The sequence below is a fragment of the Pseudomonas sp. B21-059 genome (assembly GCF_026016285.1).
Taxonomy (GTDB): domain Bacteria; phylum Pseudomonadota; class Gammaproteobacteria; order Pseudomonadales; family Pseudomonadaceae; genus Aquipseudomonas; species Aquipseudomonas danubii.
Window position 1 is genome coordinate 3,431,101 of sequence record NZ_CP087201.1, and the last position, 20,712, is coordinate 3,451,812.

Sequence of the window (20,712 nt, forward strand, 5' to 3'; positions counted from 1 at the left end):
TGAGGTGTATTTTTCGCTGGCTCGTTGCCGCGGCGGCTGGGGACTGTCATTGAACTTCGCCAGGACGCCAGAAACCGCAGCATTCAATAGCGCCAGAAAACCGGGGTAATCAGTACCAGCACCGTCAGGATCTCCAGGCGCCCCAGAAGCATGCCGATGGTCAGCAGCCATTTCGCCGCATCAGGCAGCGATGAGAAGTTGCCGGCAGGCCCAATGATGCTGCCCACCCCCGGGCCGACGTTGCACACTGCGGTTGCAGCGCCGCTCAATGCCGTCATCCAGTCCAGGCCGATCAGGCCAAGCCCCAGGGCCAGTAGTGCGATGGTGATGGTGAAGAAGAACGAGAACGTCAGCAGCGAGCGCACAATATCCTCGTCGATGGGATGGCCGTTGTACTTTTTCTGAATCACCGCCCGTGGGTGAATCAACTGCTTCAGACTGCTGATCAGCAGACTTGCAGCGACCTGGAAACGGAAAATCTTCAAACCGCCGGCCGTGGAGCCCGAGCAGCCGCCGACAAAGGTCAGGTAAAAGAACAGCAACACTGCAAAACTACCCCACGTGGTGTAGTCACCCACGGCAATGCCGGTGGTGGTGACCACTGACGTCACATTGATCGCCACAATCCGCAGTGCATCCCACCATCCGTAATCGCTGTTCCAGGACAGCCAGGTTCCCACCGCCAGGGAGATGACGATGAGGAAACCCAGGAAGCCACGGACCTGATGATCCTTCAACAGTGCACGCCGATTGCCTCGCAACGTCGCCACATAGAGCGTGAAGGGCAGGCTGCCGAGGATCATGATGACCACCGCGATCCAGTGTATGGCCGGTTGAGTCCAATGTCCGAGCGAAGCATCGGAAGTCGAAAAACCTCCAGTTGAAATCAGTGACATGGCGTGATTGACCGCTTCGAAAGGCGTCATCCCGGCAATCCACAGCGCCAGGGTTGCCAAGCCGGTGAGCCCCAGATAGACCAGCAGGATCGACTTGGCTGCGACGTGGGAGCGAGGCGCAACCTTTTCCGACCAGTCCGAGGATTCGGTCTGGAACAAGCGCATGCCCCCGACCCGTAGCAATGGCAGCACCGCCACTGCCATGCCGATGAAACCGATACCGCCCAGCCAGTGCAGCATGGAGCGCCAGATCAGCAGACCAGGCGAGGCCGAGTCCAGCCCGGTAAGGACGGTCGAGCCTGTGGTCGTGATACCAGACATCGTTTCGAAGAAGGCATCGGTGTAGCTGATTTGGTGAATGAACACCATGGGCAATGCGGCAAAGATACACACAACCAGCCAACTGCCCGTGGTCAGCAGGTACATGTCGCGGGGCCGCAGTTGAGTGCTTTTGGCGCTGCGTTGCACAACCAGCAACAGGCCCGTGACAAAGGTAATCATGCTGGACCAGAGGAACGCGGACAGCTCCTCGTTGCGGTCATGGATCAGTAACGTGATCATCGGAATAGCCATGCTGATGGCCAGGGTGATCAGAAAAATACCCAAGATGAAACCGATAAGCCGCATTGCCGCGATGGACATAAAAACCAGCCTGCTGAGTGATAACCGCGCAGCATCGGATATCTGTGCCTGGAGCGCTATAAAGTTTCAGTAAATTATTGCCGGGAGTGCGCTTACGCCATTGAAGTCCCGCTTCATCCGTTGTGTTGTTCGATGTTAAAGTCGCCGCCATGAAATTGTCCCGCCCCGACCGTTCGCTCATTGCCTGGACCCTGTATTTTTGTGTCCTGTTCAATGTGTTCGCCTGCGGTTTGGGGCACGGCCAGATGATGGGCTTTGCCCTCAACGGCGTGGGCGGGCAGTTCTGCTCCTCCCTGGGCAGCAAGGCTCCGGTGCAGACATCAGACTTCAGCGACCAGAGCGCCAGTACCTGGGCCGGCAGTTTTTCCTGCCCGGTCTGTTCGGGAGCCGCGCTCAGTCTGGTCCAGCTGTTTTGCCTGAGCTGGCTGCTGCGTATCGGCCAGCTCAGGCGCCGTGCGCTTGAACCGCGCTGCAAGGCGCCCCCACGCTATTCCTGGCCATCGGCCAACCCCAGGGCTTCTCCCCACGCTTGCGCATGACCTTTGTTATTCGCACGTCCCCCGGTCTATGGGCCGAGGACGTGTGCATGGTTATGGCTGAGATGGAAAGGAGCACGAGATGCCTCGAATCATTCAAGGTTGGCAACAGCGTCTGCTGCCCGTAGCCCGCAAAGCGGGCAAGCGCCGCTGGAGGCTGACATGCGCGCACTAGCAATCCCTTCTGGCGCCTCCCGTCTGGTGAGTAAAAGCACACGGGTAAATAACCACGGCGACTTTCTGCTGCCGTTTCCCGATTACCCGAGCAATGCTCGCAGCTTCGTGCACCTGGATGCGCGCCTGCTGCCGTACTGGCACACCCTGTTCGATGTCTGTCCGGGGCTGCTCAAGCTTGATCCTCCGGATGGCTTGAATATCTTCCGCGGGTTCATGACCTGGGCCTATCGCAATCATCCGCCGCTGAACTGGACCTATTACCTGAGCGTGTGCCGCTGGCTGCTGGGTTCACGCTACCAAGCGCGGATCAACGAGGAGCACATAGAGGCATTCATGAGCGCAGCGGCTGCGCGCTGGATCAACACCGACGACAGTCAGGCACGCGGCCTGGTGCTGGCCTGGCGCGAGTCACCGGACTGGGTGTTTGACTGGAAGGTGGCGTCGCGTTCGGTGCCGGCGGCCAATGGCGAGCCGGAAGAATATCCGCCGGTGCCTTGGGACTTTGCCTGGTGCCCGTTAAGCGGCAAGGGGGGCTCGGGTTTCCGGCGCTGGTTGCCGATTCCCTGAGCCCGGCATCGGTCCAACGCCTTGCGGTGCTTGCTGAGCGGCCTTGGCGCAAGCGCTGACTTCCGGCAGACGCAAGATCTGCCGGGGGCCTTGCATTACTGCGGCAGCAGCACGCTGTCCACCACATGAATCACCCCATTGGACTGCATGACATCGGCGATGCTGATCGCGGCCTTGGCGCCTTTGGCATCGATGACCCAGAGCTTGCCTTCATAGGGTTTGACGGTCAGCGCTTCGCCCTGGACGGTCTTGAGCGTGACCTGTCCGCCATTTTGCTTGGCCTCGGCCATCAGTTGCCCGGCGGTTTGGGTTCCGGGCACCACATGGTAGGTCAGGATCTTCGTCAGGTCGGCCTTGTGCTCAGGCTTGACCAGGGTCTCGACCGTGCCGGCCGGCAGCTTGGCGAACGCCTCGTTGGTGGGCGCAAACACGGTGAACGGGCCTTTGCTGTTGAGGGTGTCCACCAGCCCGGCGGCCTTGACCGCCGTGACCAGGGTGGTGTGGTCCTTGGAGTTGACCGCGTTCTCCACGATGGTTTTGCTGGGGTACATCGCAGCGCCACCGACCATCACCGTATCGGCGGCGAAAGCGCTGAGGGGGCCAGCGACGGAGAATACGGCGAAGCAGACAGCGGCCAGGCGTTTACTAAAGGTTTGCATGATGCAGCTCCTCGATTATTCGGCCCTCCTGATGAGGGTGCTGAATGTACGGTGCGCATCGGCAAACGGATGCAGCGCTGGCCGTTTTTTGTGACCAGCGCTCGGTCAAGCGACTCGGAAGCGCCTGCCCAGGCTGCGCTGCAAGCGCAGAACAGGGCCGGGCAGGGCGCGCGGCGCCTTACTTCGACATCCAGCTGATCACTGCTTGGTAATCCTCGGCGCTGCAATCCATGCACAAGCCACGGGGCGGCATGGCATTGAAGCCTTCGGTCACGTGCTTGACCAATACGTCAGTGCCTTGAGCCAGGCGCGGCTTCCAGGCTTCCTGATCGCCTTTTTTCGGCGCCATGGGCAACTGCCCGCTGTGGCAGGCGGTGCAGGCGCGGTTGAACACCGCCTCCGGGTCCTGGGCGGCGTGAGCCGTGGTGAATGCGAGTAAAGAGGCGGCAGCCAATAGGGTCTTCATGATGGTCCTCATCGTGTTCTTATCATCAGGTTGTCGTGCAGGTGCGCGATCGAGGCAGTGTAGGGAGGGGGTTCTTACGCACCCACTGCGACAGCCTGCCGCAGGTGCCGGCGGCGAGTGCTCGGTTGGGCGATCCGTCTGGAGGTGACCGTCGCCCTATGGCAGGTTGTCGCACATCAGGCCGGCAAAGCCTGCGTGCTACATTGCCGACCGACGGGATGCTTTCTCCAGGCAGGGTTACATCACGTCACTGAGTGCCGGTGTTTCGCGAGGAGCCCGGCACTCTCATGATCTACTACCGGCACCGCATGCGGCAGGTTTTCAACGGCTTGTGGGTGGCGCTTCAAGGCCGTGCCGTCGGCGGCGAACAGATGCAGGTTGTCGACTTCCAGCTGCAGTTCGACCCGATCACCCGCCTGCCATCCGGCGCTTACTTCACAACGACAGACCAGGGGCTCGTCCTGACCTGTTTCGAGGTGCACATAGGTTTCGCTGCCCAGGTATTCGACCCCGGTCACGACGATGCCGGCGGCTCCCTCAGCCGCTTTGAGGGAAATGTGCTCCGGGCGAATCCCCAGGCTCAGCGGCGTGTCTGCCGCCAGGTTCGAACTGTCGAAGGGCAGGGAGCTCATGCCCCAAACGGGGGTGTCGACCAGGCTGGTTTGGCCAGGTGTATGCAGGTGCACCGCCAGAAAGTTCATTCTGGGCGAGCCGAGAAAGCCGGCGACGAAGCGACTGGCCGGACGTTCATAGAGTTCGCGCGGTGAACCGACCTGCTCTACGCGACCGCCATTGAGCACGACAATTTTGTCGGCCAGGGTCATGGCTTCCACCTGATCGTGGGTGACGTAGATGATGGTCGAGCCCAGTCGAGCATGCAGGCGGGCGATCTCGTTGCGCATCTGCACCCGCAAGGACGCATCCAGGTTGGAAAGCGGCTCATCGAACAACAAGATGTCCGGTTCCCGCGCCATGGCTCTGCCCATGGCCACACGCTGACGTTGCCCTCCAGACAGTTCTTTGGGCTTGCGTTGCAGCAGTTTGTCCAATTGCAGGATGTGCGCGGTTTTCAGCACCCGCTCGCGCAAGCTGCTCTTTTCAGTCTTGGCCAGTTTGAGACCAAAACTGATGTTGTCGTAGACGCTCATGTGCGGGTACAGCGCATAGGACTGAAACACCATGCCGACGCCACGCTCGCGCGGCTCCAGGTCGTTGACCCGTCGCCCATCGATCAGCAGGTCGCCGGCGCAGATCGAATCCAGTCCTGCGACCAGTCGCAGCAGGGTCGACTTTCCACAGCCAGAAGGGCCGACGAAGACCACGAATTCGCCCGCAGCGATCTCCAGGCTGACATCACGAAGAATCCGCACGCCGCCCAATTGTTTGTTCACGTTATCTAGCTTCAGTTTGATCACGATGCTGTTCCTTGTAGTTGTTGGGCATCAACCCTTTAACGCGCCGGCCGTGAGACCGGAAACAATTCGGCGCTGGAAGATCAGCACCAGAATCACCAGGGGAACGGTGACCAGCACGGATGCGGCCATCAACAGTCCCCAAGGCAGCTCGTGGGGACTCCCGCCGGAAATCAGGGCGATGGCGACCGGCACCGTGCGCTGGGTGTCTGTGAGGGTGAAGGTCAGGGCAAACAGGAACTCGTTCCACGCGGCGATAAAGGCCAATAAGCCAGTGGTGACCAGTGCCGGCCAGAGCAGCGGCAGCAGCACACGAGTCAGCGCGACCCAGGGCGAAGCGCCATCCATGATTGCCGCTTCCTCCAGTTCGTGAGGGAGCTGCCCCATGAACGTGGTCAGCACCCAGACAGTGAAGGGCAGGGTGAAAATGGTGTAGCTCAGGATCAACGCCCAAGAGGTGTTGTACAGACCCAGGGCGCGGATCACTTCGAACAGCCCCGACAGTACAGCGACCTGGGGAAACATCGACACGCCGAGAACCATCATCAATACCGTGCCGCGCCCACGGAACTTCACCCTTCCCAAGGCATAGGCGGCCGTCACACTGAGGAACAGCGCCAGGGTCACCACGCACAGTGCGACCATCAGCGAGTTACCGATCGCCCGCAGGAATGAGGCTTGGTGAAGTACCGCCGCGTAGTGGGAGAAGTCGGGGCTGTCGATCCAGTAGCTGACTGCGAACAAGGCACTGGACGGCTTGAGTGAAGTCACGATGGCGTAATAGAAAGGGAAGACCGCATACAGCAACAGCACCCCGATCAGGCACCAGAATCCGCAGCGCAACAGCGCTTTTTTGAGGAGACGCGGGCTCATGCTCGAACCTCCATCTGACGGCGTCCGAGGTACAGGTAAAGCGTGGCGATTAGCGCAACGACCAGAAACAGCAGAGTCGAGGCCGCGCTGCCATAGCCAACATCCTGGAACTCCACCAGGTGTTGGCGGGCATAGACCGACATGCTCATGGTGCTGGACGAATTTGAGGTCAGCACATAGATGACATCGAATACCCGCAGGGAGTCGAGGATGCGGAAAATCGCGGCCACCAGCAATGCCGGCATCAACAGTGGAAGCGTGACGCGCCAGAACACTTTCAGCGGATGAATCCCATCGACCCTGGCGGCTTCGTAGCAATCGCTCGGCAACATCTGCAAGGCCGCCAGCATCAGCAGCGTGACAAAAGGCAAGGTCTTCCAGACGTCGACGATGATCACTGCCCACATCGACAGATCCGCATCTGCGGTCCAGGCCAGAGGCGCGTCTATCAGCCCGAGGCTCAGCATCAGGTGATTGATGATGCCGAACTGGTCATTGAGCATCCATGACCAGATCTTGGCTGAGACAATGGTAGGAATCGCCCACGGAATCAGAATCAGCGCTCGCACCAGGGAACGGCCTGTGAACTGGATGTTCAGCAGCAACGCCACCATCAGCCCCAGGACGACTTCCAGTCCCACCGACACCAGGGTGAAATACAACGTGTTGCGCACAGCGTTCCACCACTGTGGATCGACCAGGATGCCCGACCAGTTGGAACCGTCGTGGAACAGATAATTGCTCAAGCCGACAAAGGTGCCGCCAGCGGTGTCCGCCAGGTTGGCATCGGTCAGGCTGAACCAGAATGTGCGCAACAGCGGCCAGGCCGCCACCAGGGCCAGACACAGCAGCATTGGTGTCAGAAACAGCCATGCGGCGCGTACTCGGCGACGCTGTAGGGGCGTCTCCCGGGTGAGCAGGAGCGCGTCACTGGAGACGTGGGTAGTAGAGACAGACATGGTGATTTCCTTCCCTGTGGCTTACCAGTTCCGACGTTTGATGCGTGTGAGTTCGCTTTCCAGTTCGGCCAGTGCCTGATCGACAGGCAATTCGCCCGCCAGCACGCCATGCACGCGATCGAAGAACGCATTGGAGACCCGTGGATAGCGATCGGCGGTTATTGAGGCGGGGCGCATGACCCCGTCGTTGAGGATGCTGTGGAGCTGAGCGTAGTAAGGCATGGCCGCGAGCAGTTCGGGATCCTGATACAGCGACTCGATCACCGGGTTATAGGCGCCTATCAGGGCACGGTGTTTTTGCTGTTGGGCGCTGGTCAGGTAGCTCACCAGCTCTGCGGCCAGTTTGGGCTGGGTGCTGTAGCGCGATACCGCCAGGCCCCACCCGCCGAGGGTGGATGCATGGTTGCCGGTCTCGCCGCCTCGGGGCAGGGGAGCGACCCCAACCTTGTCTTTTACGGCACTGTCCTGGCTTTGCACCAGGGCCCAGACATAAGGCCAGTTACGCATGAACAGCGCATTTCCCGACTGGAATACGCCACGTCCTTCTTCCTCGGTGTAATTGAGCACGCCACGCGGGGAGATGTCTCCTACCCAGCTTTTGGCCAGGGTCAAGGCAGCTTTTGAGGCCTGGGTGTTAACGATGATGTCTCCTCGTGGATTGACCAGTCCGCCTCCCGGTTGGCTGCTGATCCACTCCAGCGCATTGCACGTCAGCCCTTCGTAGGCGCGCCCCTGAAATATGTAGCCCCACACATTGGGGTTGCCGGCGTTGCGCTCGGCCTGTTGCACATCTCTGGCGGTAGCGGTCATTTCCTCCCACGTCTGGGGCACCTGCTTGTTGTACTTCTCGAGCAAGTCCTTGCGGTAATACAGCAGGCCCGAGTCGGTGAACCAGGGCATGGTCACCAGCCGTCCGTTTACCGTGGCGTTATCAATCTGGGCCTGGAAGTAGCCTTGGGTCGCGTCGGCTGGCAGCCCCTCGCGCAGATCCATCAGATGTTTGGCCAGCATCCCCGGCCACACCATATCGATTTGAATGATGTCGATGTCGGTGGACTGCGCACTGAGGATCTGTTGGTAGAACGACAGCCTCTCGGTCGCCGAGTTAGGCGTGGAAACCACCTCGACGTGGTTGCCGGTCTGCTTCGACCACGCGTCGACTGCCTCCTTGCAGAGTTGTAACTCTGCACCTACCGCACCGCACGAGATCGTCAAATCAGCTGCGCTGGAGACAGACGGAAGTCCGGCACTGAGGGTGAGCAGCACTGCTGGAAGGAGAGATTTGAGCTGTTTCATGAAGGCCTCTTTATTTTTGTTTTTAGAGAAGTTAACGTTAACACGGCAAATGTAACAGCACATTTTCGATAAGGCATCTTTTTTGTCGAATTGGACCCTCACCACTCGCGAAAAAAGCGCTCTGTCGCTGGAACAAAACAATAAAAATAAAACAGGGAAATCCACATGCAGAAAGCATCAAGATGGCTACTTGCAGGCGTGCTCAGCAGCTCGGCGGCGACCTCTCAGGCCGCGACTCTGGAAGAGCGCATGGCCGCGTTCGAGGCCCGTGCCAGTGCAGCGGAAAAGCGCGCAGCCGCAGCCGAACAGCAAACCCAGGCACTTGCCAGAGAATTGCAACAGATCAAGCTCGCCACCTCCGCTTTGCAGCCTGCAGCATCCACTGCATCCCAGGCCACGAATCCCGTTGTGGACACCCGACTGGCAAAACTCGAAGCCCGCCAGGAAAGCATGGAAAAGCAGGCCAGCACTTCAAACCTCACTGATGGATTCAGCTTCAACGGCTACGCCCGTTCCGGATTGCTGATCGACGAGGGGCTTGGTGGTGGTCGCGGCGGCCCTTATACGACTCCGGCCGGATCGGTGGGGGGAGCAGTCGGGCGGCTCGGTAACGAAGACGACACCTACATGCGCATAGACCTGTCGAAAGAAATCTATGCGCAGAATGGCACCCGTTCCAAATTCACGGTGTCCATCGCCGACGGAGTGGAAAGCTCCAATGACTGGACCGCCGACGAAAGCAAACTGAACGTGCGCCAGGTGTTCACAACGCTCGACCATATCGCTGCGTTCAAGGGCAATCCCGTGTTCGAGAACGCCACCCTGTGGGCAGGCAAGCGATTTGACCGGGATAACTTCGATATCCACTGGATGGACTCGGACGTCGTCTACCTGGCCGGTACCGGCGGTGGAATCTACGACGTGCAGATGAACAAGGATTGGCGCTCGAATTACTCCTTGATCGGGCGTAGCTACGGGGATTTCAGTCAAGGGGGGCTTAATGCCGATGTGGCGAGTTACATCCTGACCTCCAACCAGTTCTTCGAGGAGGGCCAGTGGCAGTGGATGTTCAATGGCATCGGCGCAAAGAAAAACGATTTCGGTACCCGCACCAATAAAGCGGGTTTGACGCCTGCGGATTCCGGCTTGCACAGCATGCTGGCCAATCACCAGAAAAACTTTTTCGGCAGAGAAGGCTTCTTCAAAACGGCACTGCTCTATGGGCAAGGTCTGGGGGCAGAGGTCAAGAACGTTGGTTCGGATGGTGAACTGATTGACGAGGCCCGGGCTCTGCGTCTTGCTCTTTATGGCGAGACTCCAATTGCGCCTGACTGGCGCATCGGACCCAGCTTGCTGGCCGAGCAGAGCAAGGATAGATACGTCAAGGGTGACGACTACCGCTGGCTGACCCTGAACATGCGCTTGGCGAACACAATCAACAGCAACTTCGAGATGGCCTACGAACTGAGCTGGCAAACCATGGACCTCGACCCCAAGGGCTATCTACAACGTAATGCGGTCGACGGTAACTTCTGGAAATTCACCGTCGCCCCGACATTCAAACTTGACGTTGGAGACCTTCTCACACGTCCGGAAATGCGAGTGTTCGCAAGCTACATGAATTGGTCTTCGGATCTGGACAAGTACAGTACTTCAGACTCCTTCGGCAAGACGGACTTCAACGCCGGAGGTGTATGGCAATACGGTATACAAATGGAAACCTGGTTTTAATAGTTGAACGCGCCGGCAAACACGCCTTCAGCGCGTCTGCCGGCTGTTGTTGCATTGAGTAAGAGACTACCGCTCGGAACTGATCAGCCAGCAGTTATCCCGGTAACAAAAAATTGAGGAAATGAGATGGTATTGCCTCGCGCGGTCATATTTGGCGAAGCCCTGATCGACCTTGTCCAAGGCACGCCTGGACAGTGGAAGGGTTACCCCGGTGGTGCACCCTGGAACGTTGCACGAGCCTTAAGTCGCTTGGGTGTCAGCAGCGCTTTTGCTGGGTCGGTGAGCTTAGATTCATTGGGTGACGAGATCGTTTTGCAGTCGGAAGCGGCAGGATTGGATATGCGTTTTATCCAACGAGTCGATCGAGATCCTCTGGTCGCCATCGTTCCATCGAGCCGTCCTCCTAGGTACTTTTTTGCTGGAGAGGCCGATCTGTTTTTTGATCCGGACCTGATGCCCGAAGGATGGCTCAAGCAAGCAGAGCTGTGTCATTTCAGCTGCATCAGTTTAGCTCGGCAGCCACTTGCAGATACGCTGGTTAACATTGCTCAGCAGGCCAAAGCAGCCGGTAAACGGGTTAGCTATGATCCGAACTGGCGCAATTTAATGGGTAGCCATTATCGGGAGCAGACCTTCCCGACCATGACCAGCCTTGCTGACATGATTAAGCTGTCCGACGAAGACCTGCGGCACATTTATCCAGGGCTGAGCGAACAGCAGGCAATGCATGAGCTTCGCGCGCTTAATCCTCAGGCGCAGATATTGTTGACCCGAGGGGAACACGGGATGACCCTCCACACCCCGGACAGCCAACTCGATCAGGCGGCTATTGCCGTGAACGTGCAAGACACGGTTGGAGCAGGGGACGCTTGTATGGCCGGTTGGCTGGCTGCAGAGTTGTTGGGGATCGCAGGCTTGAGAGAGCGCCTGCGATTTTCAGCGGCTTGCGCATCCATATCCTGCCGCCATGCCGGAGCCCATGCTCCTTCGCTGGCTGATGTGGAAGGTTTGCTCACTACCTAGCGTTCAGTTGGAAGCGTTGCTCAATCGCTGAAGCTCAAGTTGCCTGGCGGCACTGGCTTCGAGGTTGGCACGCTCTTCATCCAGATACTGATAAATGCTTTGGAGGTTGGCGATCTTCTGTGTGATTTCTGCCATCTTCTTTTCAATTAACTTAGCGCCTTCAGCACAATCGATCTGCTTGTTGCGTTGCGCATCCAGAATCTCGCCTATTTCCCCCAGGGAAAACCCCATGCTTTGCGCGCGCTGGATAAAGTCCAGATCTTGCAGGGTTTGCGCTGTGTAAACGCGATAGTTGTTCGTTCGCCGCTGCGATGAGATCAGGCCGATTTGCTCGTAGTAGCGCAGCGTATGGCGACTGGCGCCACTGCGGGCCTCGATTTCACCGATCTTCATAAAACATCCCTTGACTGTAGAGTTGGGTCGATAGTTTACGCTTGATTTCTTACCTTAAACAAGGAACGGGGAAATGAGCGTGGAGTGCTTTGTCACGGGGGGTACCGGCTTTATCGGCCAACATCTGGTGGCTCATCTGAGTGCAAAAGGTCACACCGTTCGGGTGTTGATGCGGCGCCCAGAGCGACTGACTGAATTGCGCGAGCAAGTCGTCAAATTGGGAGGGAGTGCAGCCCGGGTATTTGCCGTAGCTGGCGATCTGGAGCGGGACAACCTCGGTCTGAGTCCTGCTGACCGAGAACAGCTAAGGCAGGCCAGAGTCGTATTTCACCTGGGCGCCCACTTCGCCTGGGGGCTGTCCTTGGAGCAGTCTCGTGCGGTGAACGTAGAAGGGGCAAAGCGGGTGGCGCTGTTGGCGGTGGAGCAAAACAGCCGGTTAGTGATGATCGGCGGCTACATGCTGAAAAACCATGAACATCTGCAACGCATCGGAATTGATCCTCGTTCTGCACAGCAGACCCATTGGCCTGCCGTCTACCGGCGTGTCGGCGGTTACGAGGCGAGCAAGCTGGAGGCGCATTTTGCGACCCTGGAGCTCATGTCCGCCAAGGGCGGGGAGATCACCGTTGTCCACCCCGCGACAGTTTGTGGCCACAGCCGCACGGGGCATATCCTTGACGGCCAGCCGCTGGTGGAGCTGATACGCAACCTGATACTGGGAAAGCTCACTGCCGTGCCCGGTACCGCCAAGCACTGGCTGCCACTGGTCACCGTGGATTACCTGGTTGAGCTGATGGTGGTGAGTGCTTTTGATCCTGCCATGGTGGGCCAGGAACTGCTGGCGCTGGATGAGCAAACTCCCAACTTGCAAGAACTGCTGGTACAGGTGGCACAACCTTTGGGCTTGAAGCCTCCCAGGCATCACATTTCGCTGCGATTGCTGAAGTTGCTGCTGAGCATTCCTCCCGTCGCCCGGTTTATGAATACAAAACCCGAAGCCTTGGACTTTATCCAGACCACTCGTTTTGATACGGCGGCGGTCGAGCAGTTTGCCAAAAGCCATGGAATCGCCAAGCCGGATATACGTCAGTCCTTGCAGCACACCGCAACGTTCGTCAACTCATCTTGCATAGCCAAGGGCTAAGCCCGCCGAGTTCGCCCTTCGGGGCGACACCGCAGTCATCCGCACTATGCTGCGGCAGCTGTGGCGGTGCTGATGGCCAGTGTCGAATCCAAGGCGTGCGGCTGGAGTACGCCTTTACACTTCAGAGGGCGATTAGCTTCCTGCTCGGGTCTTGCTGCATGAAGAGCAGGATGTCGAAAACCCGACCCGGTTCGACTTGAAGGGCAGGGTGATCGCTCTTCTGAACGGCCTTAATCAACAACTCCTTGTTTTGCCCCCAACAGTGGCCAAGCGAGAAGGGCAGTCTGCAGAGCTTTTGACCAGCAGCTTTGAGGGTGTCGCTGGGGAGCAGGTACTGAGTGCTACTGAATCCTCGAAAGCCCGCGTGCTTCAATCCATTCCTGACCTGGCTATCCAGTGCAGGCATGAATCCCGTTATGAGGAGTAATGCTTTCATGGGGTAGGTGACGTTGGTGTTATTAGCGAACAGCGCGTCTGCCAACATCCTCAAGACCCCGAGCAGCTCTGCATCAAAGTGAACCGCTGACGGATACATTCCCTCGGTGGTGAAGATCCGTCGATCTTCGGATGACAGCGCGAATGCCCCCAGTTGGTGAGTGTCAAAACGGACAAGCTTGGCGTGTAGGTCCGGATTGCAAAGCCCGGCTGCGGCTTCAGCCGGCAGATGCAGTATTGGGGCTTTCCGCGAGCCAGCGCCCCAGTTCAATAAGGCATTTCGAAGCACGTCGGCTAGTAACTCGGCGTTATGCGGCGTAAGTGTCGCCAGGTAGGCCTTGGAGATCTCCCTAACCCGAAAGAAGTCCTCATGATAGGAGGAGTTGAAGCTGTTGATCGCTGAACGAATATCTTGCTCTTCACCAATCACTCTAAGCATGTCTGATCCATTGAATAAGGCGGGCAAGCACTTTTGATTTGCGCCCTGGGGGTGATGAAATAGCGCAGCGTCCGGCGCCTTGCTCATGTTGTGGAGCTGAATGCTCATGAATTGATGTTCATGAGCATTCAGCTCTCTATGGGGCCGCCCCTTTTTCGGGTCGTTTTTTTCGGGTCGCTGCAGCGCGTGCAGATTGAATGCGCTTGTCTCTTTCGTGCTAGACCGACGCAGCTCACCCCTGGGCGATTGACCCTGCCTGCTCTTGATAGCCTTTGCGCAGTTTCTCCGCGATCAGCTTTTCTGCTTCACGCAAAGCGCGTTCGGGACTGTCGAGGGACTTGATCAGGGTCTGGCCCTTGGTGCCGATACGGCCGAAATTCACCATCACCTCAGCCTCGGCGACGCCGATACGCCAGAACTTGTTGGAATTGCCCTCACCAAAGGTGAACTCGCGCATCAAGGGTGACGCTTGAGTGGTGACTGGCGGCTGGGCTTGGATCTCGATGGTTTCCTCTGGCTGTTGCGGTTCTGGAAGTGCAGCGGCTTCCTCGCCCCTGAGTAACGCTTCGATGCGATTGAGCACCTCTTCTTGGTCGCGCAGCCAGTCATTACTGAGCACGTCGATGATCTTCCAACCAAAGCTGCGTAGTACCGTCGGGCGGAAAATGTAGCGCTCACGTACGTCAGGGGCGGCCGCGGTATCACTGTCCAGCAGTACGCCGAGGCTGAAGTGTTCACCACTGGCGTCACTGATCGCGAGGTCGCAACGGAACTGCGAACGTCCGACATATTCCTGAACCGAATGCCCGCGCTTTCGCAACGCGGCAGCGAGGGCGCCGCGCAGGTGATCCTTGGGCAGGCTGACGGCAAAGGACTGCTTAGCACCCGGATTGAGGTTGGCGAGGATACCCTGGGAGCGCGGCGCATCCCCGCTGGCACTGGCCTGGGCGAACTGCAGGAACGCGCGCAGTGCGGCGGCACCATCGTTGTGGGTGTTGGTGATGGCTTCGGACTCAATGCTGGAGACAATCGCCATGCGCTTGCGGGCGCGACTGAAGATCACATTGAGGCGTTTTTCCCCACCACGCTGGTTGATCGGGCCGAAGTTCATCAGCATCTTGCCGTTCGGTCCTGGTGCGTAACAGATGCTCAGGATGATCACATCACGCTCATCGCCCTGGACGTTTTCCAGGTTCTTGACGAACAGGCCATTGAATTGCCCGGCATCTTCACGCACGTACTCGCGCTCAAGCCGTGTGGCAAAGGCCGAATCGCCGCTGGCCAAGTCTTCCAGGGCCTGCTCGATGGCGCCTTGCTGGGCCTCGGAAAAGGCCACGATACCCAGGCTCAGACCCGTCTCCCGTTGCAGCAGCTCCCGTACCAGGTTGGCGATGTACCGCGCTTCGGCCAGGTTGCTGCGGCTGAGGTAGACACCGTCGGTCATCTTCAAGAAGCTGATCGGGCTGTCGAGCAGCGCGTCGGCACCGCGGATGACGGCCTGGGCGTCCGTGGAGTCCAGTGCGGTTTGGGCCGGGGCAGGGCGCTCGATACGACGGTCGGGAATGGTGATCAGCCGCCCTTCGTAGAACGCCGCGTTAGAAAAGCTGATCAAGGCTTCGTGGCGGCTGCGGTAGTGCCAGGCCAGGAGGGTTGCCGGCAAGTTTCGCGCGGCCTGGCTCAGCAGGCTGTCGGCATCAAGGTTGATTGCGATCTGCTCACCATCCTCCATGGCAATCAGTTCGTTGTCGTCCTGGTCGCCGGCACTGGAGAAGAAGTTGGTCGGTGGCAATTGCATCTCGTCACCGACCACAATCACCTGCTGCGCACGGCTCAGTGCCGGCACGGCTTCTTCGCTGGGGATCTGACTGGCTTCGTCGAAAATCACCACGTCAAACAGGTCCGGGGTCAAAGGCAGGGTGTCGGACACCGACAGCGGGCTCATCAACCAGATGGGCTTGAGGTCGTTGATCACGAGGCCACTGTCGCCACTCGCCATTTCGCGAATGGAGCGATAGCGCATGGTCTTGCCCAGTTCATGTTCCAGTTCACGTCGGCCTTTGGCGTAGGCTTTCTTGAACTCACGGGCCTGGGCGTCGAGTTGAGTCACCGACATCGCCGATTGCTTCACATGCTCCAGAAAACGCTGGTGCAACATGGCGCTAAGCACCTGCGCGTTGCTTTTGAGCAGGTTGCATTCAGCCTGGCTGACCGCGCGCGCGGCCAAACTCAAGGCCGGGCCGTCGAAGCGCGCCAGCTGCGGATTGGCGCGGTACAGGCGGGTCAGGTTTTCCTGGGCAATCAAACCGTCCAGTACGCGTTGCGCCAAGGCGTACTGTTGCACGACCGCCAGGCAGACAGGATCGGCTTGGTGCAGCTCATTGAGCAGGGGCAGGGTGTCGGGCAGTTCGTCGAGTTCTTCACGCAGATCGCGCAGGTACTCGGCCAACTCGACCAGGCTCAGCGCCGGGTCGAACACACAATGTTGCGCGACCAGCTCGGCCAAGCGCGCCACCGGCTGGCGCAGTCTGGCTTCCTGGCGTACACCGGACAGGGCGTCGGGATTACCCCGCAGGCCCTCAACCCATTGGCGCAACAGCGGTGATGCGCTCAGTTGCCGGAGCAAGGCTTGCAGGTTGTGCAGGAACAGGTCGACATCCGGGATGCCGTAACGCTCTTGCAGGCGTTGCTGCTCGGCGTGCAGCTCGGCAGTGACGCGATGCTCGCGGGCCAGGTTGTCTAGCACGCTCCCGAAACTGGGTCGAATCGCGTGCTGACTGAAGTCGTAGCGTCGTTGCAATTCACCGCGCAGCCGCCACCAGGCCGGTTGCAGCCAACGCAGCAGCGAGCCTTCCAGCCGCTGTACCAGATCGATGGCAGCCTGGGTGTCCTGGAGCGCGAGTTTTTCACGCCAGTGGTGGGTGGATTCACGGGCGTTGTGTTGCTGTACGGCCAGTGCTTGCAGCGCGGCCTGCTCGGCGTGCAGCGCTTGGGCGCCTGATGAGCCCGGTTCCAGCAGGTCGAGGTGCGCTGCCAGGTTGGCGCTGGTCAATTGTTCGGCGGCCTGGGTCAGCACGCACGCATCCGCCAGGCGGGTGTCCCCGGACAACAGGCTCGACGATGACTCAAAAAATTGCTCGACGCTGTCCATCAGCCCACTGGCTTCATCCAGGAACGCCTTGAGTTGGCCGTAGGCATGTTCGTGAGTAATCAGGCTTGAGGCCAAATGGCTGAAAGGATGACGTGCGAAGCTGTCGAGGCCGAAACGTTCTTTGAACGCCTGATACACGCGCCCCGTCAGCTCGCTTTGTGCCTGCCACTGACGCCATTCGGGTAAACGTTCCAAGGCTTCGGGGGGCAGCTTGGCAGCAACGGGCGGCAGTTCGATCAGATGACGTACCAGCTCGCGTACCGAACATGCCAAGGACTCCGGCGCCTCACGCATTGCCTGTTCAAAACGCTCGATCAAGCCCAGCTGTTGGCTCAGGCCAGCCAGCAAGGTGTCGCGCTGGGCTTGCAACTGCGACGACTGCGCATCACCGGCGATCCAGCGCTCATAGCACTCGCGCAGGTTGCTCACGAAGGCCTTCTTGTCGGTCTGGGAATCGTGGATCAGGCAGCACAACTCACCCAGTTGACTTTGTTGCAGGCGATGGAACACAACGTCCAGCGCTGCACGCTTTTCACAGACAAACAGCACGCGCAGGCCACGAGCGGCGTAGTCCGCGATCAGGTTGGTGATGGTCTGGGATTTGCCGGTGCCTGGCGGTCCCTGGATGATGAAGTTACGCCCGGTACGGGCCAGGCTGACGGCCGCATTCTGCGTGGCGTCGCCTGCCACCACGTTCCACTGTTCGGGCAACGGGGTCGGCTCGGGGGCCTGGACCTCGACGTCCCGAGGCTCGATGGAGAACATCCGGTCAAAGGCTTCGTTCTGCGCCGGTTCGTCGATCAACTGTGCATAGTCACGCACCAGCGACATCTTGCGATAATTGAAGTTGGCCAGGGTCACCTGGGTCAGGTCTATGTCCCAGGCGTAACGATGCCCCTGGTTCTCGGGCATGGCGAAGGTGCTGTTTTCGGCGCTGCTGGCAACCATCTGAGGGTGCTGGTTGCGCAGAACGGGCTTGGCGCCTATGGCCAGACGCAGCGGCAACTCGCTGGGCAGCACCTTCTGCTGGAACAACTGCAGGCCCAGCGGACGGAAATCTTCGCGGTCGTAGCTGAAATCCGGCTTCACCAAAGGCGTCGACATGCGCTGGCGGGCACGACGGCGCTGGAAGTGGTGCAGATGCTGCACGGCTTTCTGGTGGATCAGTTCGATTTGCGGTTTGCTTTGCAGGTGTAACTCGACGCCGGGCTCGGTCAGTTTGATCTGGCGCGCAATATCAGCGTGGATGTCTTCCACCGAAGTCTTTTGCAGGTCGACGGTTTCCGGCAACTGGATGTCGTAGAGCTGACGCAATTGATGACGCAGTACCGGGTTGAATTCGGCCTCGTTTTCGTCGCACTGCAACACGAACTGGTCACGTACCCCCTTTTTGCGACTCAACTCTACCGGCAACCACAGCAGCGGGGTGACGATGCGTTCTTCCGGCGTGTCCTTGAGGTTGTGCCAGCGCATGAACGCCACCACCAGGCGCAGGTTGCTGAAGCCGAATTCGGCGCGGTCGCGACGGGTTTCCTGGATGATGCGCTCCAGCGACGCCTGCAGCCAGGTCTGGTCTTCAAAGCGCAGCCATTGCTGCAGGCCGACAGGTTTGCCGCCCAGCACTTGTTCGGAGAATCCGCCGAAGGTCGGTTGCCAGGTGCACAGCGCTTCGGGCCGGATACTTTCAATGCGCATCACCAACGGAACGCTGGCCACGGTCAAGTTGACGCTGGTCTGGGTCGGCCGGAAATACAGCAGGCGATTGCGACGCGAAAGGTCAAACAACCGGTTGCGCAGATGTTCCAGCACCACAGTGCGTCGCGAAGCCGGGCCTTCGGCCTGGGCCAACACACGCTCGACATCCAGGCTGGCCGGCTGTTCGCGCCAGGACTCCAAGCGGCGTGCCAGCGAGCCCACATCAGTGGCGCGCTCATGGCGGTTGAGCTCGGTCATCTCGACGATCAAGTTGGCCAGCACCGGGTTGAGCCGGCCATTGAGCTGGAACAGGTTGCGCCGGTGCGCGGCGAACGACTTGAGGTCGTTGACGTCGGCAAAATCCAAGCCGCAGGCCAGGCACGCGAGCAACTGACCGAGCTGGAAAATATCGGTGATTTCGTCGTGATGCCCGAGCCGATGTTCCCAACTGTGCAAGTCCGTGAGGAACACCGGGTGGTTGATGGGTTGCTGCGGGTCTTCCTGGACTTGCAGGTCGGTAATGGCCACGCCGGTTTCCGAATCCCGGGTCAGGCGGACCTTGCCGACAATATTCAGCGCCGACTCTGGATTGGGCTGCACCTGCTTGATCGCCTCCAGCGCCAGGCGCGGCGACTGGCCGTCGGGGTGGCGCAGTTGCAGGGTGCGTTCCGGGCCTAGCACCACATCCAGGTAACTGAGCTGGGCAACATGCCCCCGCTCATGCAATTGCGCCACCTGGCGCAGCAGCGGCAGCGTCAGGAACAGCACATCGTCGATGGGCACGGCGGCGCCATCGTGGCTCTGCAGCAATTGAGCGAAGTTCAGCGGTTGAGTTATTGGGTCCATGTGTCGACCTCCGCCTTGAGCGCATGAACAATCGGGTCGAGCTCACGTTTGGGGAATTTGATATCGCGCTTGAGCACGTTGATGAAGTCGTCGGCGCTGCCGAGTTTTTTCGCCGTGCGAGCGGCATGCAGCAAGGCTTCATCCCGCAGGTCACGGTCGACCAGGCACAGGTCGAGCATGATGAAGTGCAGGTATTCGTGAATGCTCGCGTCGATGCGCTCGGCATTCAGCGTGCTGAGGTCCAGCGGTGTTTCAGGCGCCTTCCAGTCGGGAAAGAAGCCACGCACCTGATTGAGCACCGCCTCGGACTGCAACACCGTGTTGCCGATGAAGCGGGCGATGAAGCCGCGGGTGAGGGCGGTCAACTCGACCTGATCGGTCACGTCCAGGCGGTTGAGCGACAAGGGCCCGCGCAGTCGGCGGTGCAGCCAGGCGTCGGTATCCGGGAGCTGTCGCCACCAGCTTTCCACCGCTTGGGAACGCAGAAAAGTCTCCGGATGGGAAACGCCCTGGGACAACGGCGCATCCTTGCCATCCAGTTCACGGGCCTGTTGCAGATAGCTGGCGGCATCGACGCTGAGAATCCCGGTGTGGACCTTGACCAGCGAGGTGATGGAGGCTTGCGCACAGCCAGCCGCCAACGCCGCCCCGCGGTCGGCGTAGATTTCGGTGTGCAGGCTATATAAACGTGCGGTCTGTTCCAGGCTCGGAGGCGTGTACACATCGGCCATCGCGTGATTGAGAATCCGCTCGGCGGTGAGGTAGTCGCCCTCGTGCTCCGACCACAAGCGGTAATGCGCCAGTTCATGCCCCAGCAACGCCAGCAGCTCCTGAGCATCGAGTCGTTCAAGGATCGGCCCGTAGAACACCACATGCACCTCACCGGCCAGGTAATACAGGCTGGCATTCATGGTGCCATCGCCGGCCTGGTAGAGGGTCGCGGGGGCCTCGATCTGCAGGCGTTGCAACGCCGTCTCACAGGCCTGATAAGCCTGCGAGTGCGTTTCCGGGCTCAGGCGATAGGTGTCTCGCAGCAATTGGGCGCGCACATCCTGGGCGTGTTCCTGCTGAACGCCCAGGGATGAGGCCCAAGCCCACACCGCAGGTTCACTGGTTTTCAGGTAGTCGACCACCTGCTGGTGGTAAGGCAATGGCGTCAGGCTGGTGATATCCAGCGCGGGGGTACTCATCGTTCAAACATCCTTGAGGATACGGCTCCATGAGCTGCGCCTGCGCAGCAGAGGCTTGGGCTGGCATCCCGGTATCAGTGATCGGCAATAAAAGCGGAGCATACCTAGGGGTTAGTGAAATTACTTGTGAAAGTACATAACCCTTTCGATCGACGCAAAAGCTGCTCCAGCTCATGGCACCAAGT

General features: G+C 59.4%; 16 protein-coding genes. 5 read left to right on the plus strand and 11 right to left on the minus strand.

The window, feature by feature from the left end:
* Nucleotides 1–83 precede the first annotated feature (83 nt).
* Nucleotides 84–1,538 carry a TrkH family potassium uptake protein gene (locus tag LOY69_RS15145; protein ID WP_265073128.1) on the minus strand — a complete coding sequence of 485 codons (1,455 nt, stop codon included), beginning with the start codon at nt 1,536–1,538 and terminating at the stop codon, nt 84–86.
* A 149-nt stretch (nt 1,539–1,687) separates the two neighbouring features.
* Between LOY69_RS15145 and LOY69_RS15150 the strand changes: the two genes are divergently transcribed.
* Together LOY69_RS15150 and LOY69_RS15155 are read left to right on the plus strand one after the other, a co-directional pair.
* A complete protein-coding gene (locus LOY69_RS15150; protein WP_265073129.1) occupies nt 1,688–2,077 on the plus strand; it encodes a DUF2946 domain-containing protein in 390 nt (129 codons plus the stop codon).
* Between the two features lie 159 nt (nt 2,078–2,236).
* A complete protein-coding gene (locus LOY69_RS15155) occupies nt 2,237–2,818 on the plus strand; it encodes a putative natural product biosynthesis protein (protein WP_170003477.1) in 582 nt (193 codons plus the stop codon).
* Between the two features lie 95 nt (nt 2,819–2,913).
* Here LOY69_RS15155 and LOY69_RS15160 read toward each other — a convergent pair whose 3' ends face one another.
* The 6 genes from LOY69_RS15160 to LOY69_RS15185 all read right to left on the minus strand — a co-directional run bounded on the left by LOY69_RS15160 (nt 2,914) and on the right by LOY69_RS15185 (nt 8,483).
* Nucleotides 2,914–3,477 (minus strand): fasciclin domain-containing protein, encoded by a 564-nt coding sequence (locus LOY69_RS15160; RefSeq protein WP_265073130.1) that lies wholly within the window; start codon nt 3,475–3,477, stop codon nt 2,914–2,916.
* A 178-nt stretch (nt 3,478–3,655) separates the two neighbouring features.
* Nucleotides 3,656–3,943 (minus strand): c-type cytochrome, encoded by a 288-nt coding sequence (locus LOY69_RS15165; RefSeq protein ID WP_265073131.1) that lies wholly within the window; start codon nt 3,941–3,943, stop codon nt 3,656–3,658.
* A 242-nt stretch (nt 3,944–4,185) separates the two neighbouring features.
* Nucleotides 4,186–5,358, minus strand: coding sequence for an ABC transporter ATP-binding protein (locus LOY69_RS15170; RefSeq protein WP_265073132.1), 1,173 nt, complete (start codon nt 5,356–5,358; stop codon nt 4,186–4,188).
* Between the two features lie 27 nt (nt 5,359–5,385).
* Nucleotides 5,386–6,228, minus strand: a complete 843-nt coding sequence (locus tag LOY69_RS15175; RefSeq protein ID WP_213666360.1) for a carbohydrate ABC transporter permease — start codon at nt 6,226–6,228, stop codon at nt 5,386–5,388.
* Nucleotides 6,225–7,187 (minus strand): carbohydrate ABC transporter permease, encoded by a 963-nt coding sequence (locus tag LOY69_RS15180; protein WP_265073133.1) that lies wholly within the window; start codon nt 7,185–7,187, stop codon nt 6,225–6,227. Before LOY69_RS15180 ends, LOY69_RS15175 begins: the two co-directional genes overlap by 4 nt.
* A 21-nt stretch (nt 7,188–7,208) precedes the next feature.
* Nucleotides 7,209–8,483, minus strand: a complete 1,275-nt coding sequence (locus tag LOY69_RS15185) for an ABC transporter substrate-binding protein (protein WP_265073134.1) — start codon at nt 8,481–8,483, stop codon at nt 7,209–7,211.
* Between the two features lie 165 nt (nt 8,484–8,648).
* Here LOY69_RS15185 and LOY69_RS15190 point away from each other — a divergent pair, with 165 nt between their 5' ends.
* Both LOY69_RS15190 and LOY69_RS15195 read left to right on the plus strand, forming a co-directional pair.
* Nucleotides 8,649–10,214: a carbohydrate porin gene (locus LOY69_RS15190; protein WP_213666363.1), complete on the plus strand. Its 1,566-nt coding sequence runs from the start codon at nt 8,649–8,651 to the stop codon at nt 10,212–10,214.
* Between the two features lie 126 nt (nt 10,215–10,340).
* A complete protein-coding gene (locus LOY69_RS15195) occupies nt 10,341–11,237 on the plus strand; it encodes a carbohydrate kinase family protein (RefSeq protein WP_265073135.1) in 897 nt (298 codons plus the stop codon).
* Between the two features lie 3 nt (nt 11,238–11,240).
* Here the strand turns inward: LOY69_RS15195 and LOY69_RS15200 are convergent, their stop codons facing one another.
* On the minus strand, nt 11,241–11,630 hold the full coding sequence (locus LOY69_RS15200; RefSeq protein ID WP_102879344.1) for a MerR family transcriptional regulator: 390 nt from the start codon (nt 11,628–11,630) through the stop codon (nt 11,241–11,243).
* A 73-nt stretch (nt 11,631–11,703) separates the two neighbouring features.
* Between LOY69_RS15200 and LOY69_RS15205 the strand changes: the two genes are divergently transcribed.
* On the plus strand, nt 11,704–12,774 hold the full coding sequence (locus tag LOY69_RS15205) for an SDR family oxidoreductase (protein ID WP_265073136.1): 1,071 nt from the start codon (nt 11,704–11,706) through the stop codon (nt 12,772–12,774).
* A gap of 121 nt (nt 12,775–12,895) precedes the next feature.
* On the opposite strand, the gene LOY69_RS15210 is transcribed toward LOY69_RS15205, so the two are convergent.
* The 3 genes from LOY69_RS15210 to LOY69_RS15220 all read right to left on the minus strand — a co-directional run bounded on the left by LOY69_RS15210 (nt 12,896) and on the right by LOY69_RS15220 (nt 20,527).
* Nucleotides 12,896–13,756 carry a hypothetical protein gene (locus LOY69_RS15210; protein WP_102879342.1) on the minus strand — a complete coding sequence of 287 codons (861 nt, stop codon included), beginning with the start codon at nt 13,754–13,756 and terminating at the stop codon, nt 12,896–12,898.
* 124 nt (nt 13,757–13,880) lie between these two features.
* Nucleotides 13,881–19,337, minus strand: a complete 5,457-nt coding sequence (locus LOY69_RS15215) for a WGR domain-containing protein (RefSeq protein WP_265073137.1) — start codon at nt 19,335–19,337, stop codon at nt 13,881–13,883.
* Nucleotides 19,325–20,527: a M48 family metalloprotease gene (locus tag LOY69_RS15220; protein WP_265073138.1), complete on the minus strand. Its 1,203-nt coding sequence runs from the start codon at nt 20,525–20,527 to the stop codon at nt 19,325–19,327. Before LOY69_RS15220 ends, LOY69_RS15215 begins: the two co-directional genes overlap by 13 nt.
* Between the last annotated feature and the right edge of the window lie 185 nt (nt 20,528–20,712).

Bases quoted from the DNA above. Each gene is read 5' to 3' on its own strand.
- LOY69_RS15220 (WP_265073138.1), bottom strand. From the start codon at position 20,527: ATGAGTACCCCCGCGCTGGATATCACCAGCCTGACGCCATTGCCTTAC.
- LOY69_RS15145 (WP_265073128.1), bottom strand. From the start codon at position 1,538: ATGTCCATCGCGGCAATGCGGCTTATCGGTTTCATCTTGGGTATTTTT.
- LOY69_RS15175 (WP_213666360.1), bottom strand. From the start codon at position 6,228: ATGAGCCCGCGTCTCCTCAAAAAAGCGCTGTTGCGCTGCGGATTCTGG.
- LOY69_RS15205 (WP_265073136.1), top strand. From the start codon at position 11,704: ATGAGCGTGGAGTGCTTTGTCACGGGGGGTACCGGCTTTATCGGCCAA.
- LOY69_RS15180 (WP_265073133.1), bottom strand. From the start codon at position 7,187: ATGTCTGTCTCTACTACCCACGTCTCCAGTGACGCGCTCCTGCTCACC.
- LOY69_RS15190 (WP_213666363.1), top strand. From the start codon at position 8,649: ATGCAGAAAGCATCAAGATGGCTACTTGCAGGCGTGCTCAGCAGCTCG.
- LOY69_RS15150 (WP_265073129.1), top strand. From the start codon at position 1,688: ATGAAATTGTCCCGCCCCGACCGTTCGCTCATTGCCTGGACCCTGTAT.
- LOY69_RS15200 (WP_102879344.1), bottom strand. From the start codon at position 11,630: ATGAAGATCGGTGAAATCGAGGCCCGCAGTGGCGCCAGTCGCCATACG.
- LOY69_RS15160 (WP_265073130.1), bottom strand. From the start codon at position 3,477: ATGCAAACCTTTAGTAAACGCCTGGCCGCTGTCTGCTTCGCCGTATTC.
- LOY69_RS15155 (WP_170003477.1), top strand. From the start codon at position 2,237: ATGCGCGCACTAGCAATCCCTTCTGGCGCCTCCCGTCTGGTGAGTAAA.
- LOY69_RS15195 (WP_265073135.1), top strand. From the start codon at position 10,341: ATGGTATTGCCTCGCGCGGTCATATTTGGCGAAGCCCTGATCGACCTT.
- LOY69_RS15215 (WP_265073137.1), bottom strand. From the start codon at position 19,337: ATGGACCCAATAACTCAACCGCTGAACTTCGCTCAATTGCTGCAGAGC.
- LOY69_RS15165 (WP_265073131.1), bottom strand. From the start codon at position 3,943: ATGAAGACCCTATTGGCTGCCGCCTCTTTACTCGCATTCACCACGGCT.
- LOY69_RS15185 (WP_265073134.1), bottom strand. From the start codon at position 8,483: ATGAAACAGCTCAAATCTCTCCTTCCAGCAGTGCTGCTCACCCTCAGT.
- LOY69_RS15210 (WP_102879342.1), bottom strand. From the start codon at position 13,756: ATGAGCATTCAGCTCCACAACATGAGCAAGGCGCCGGACGCTGCGCTA.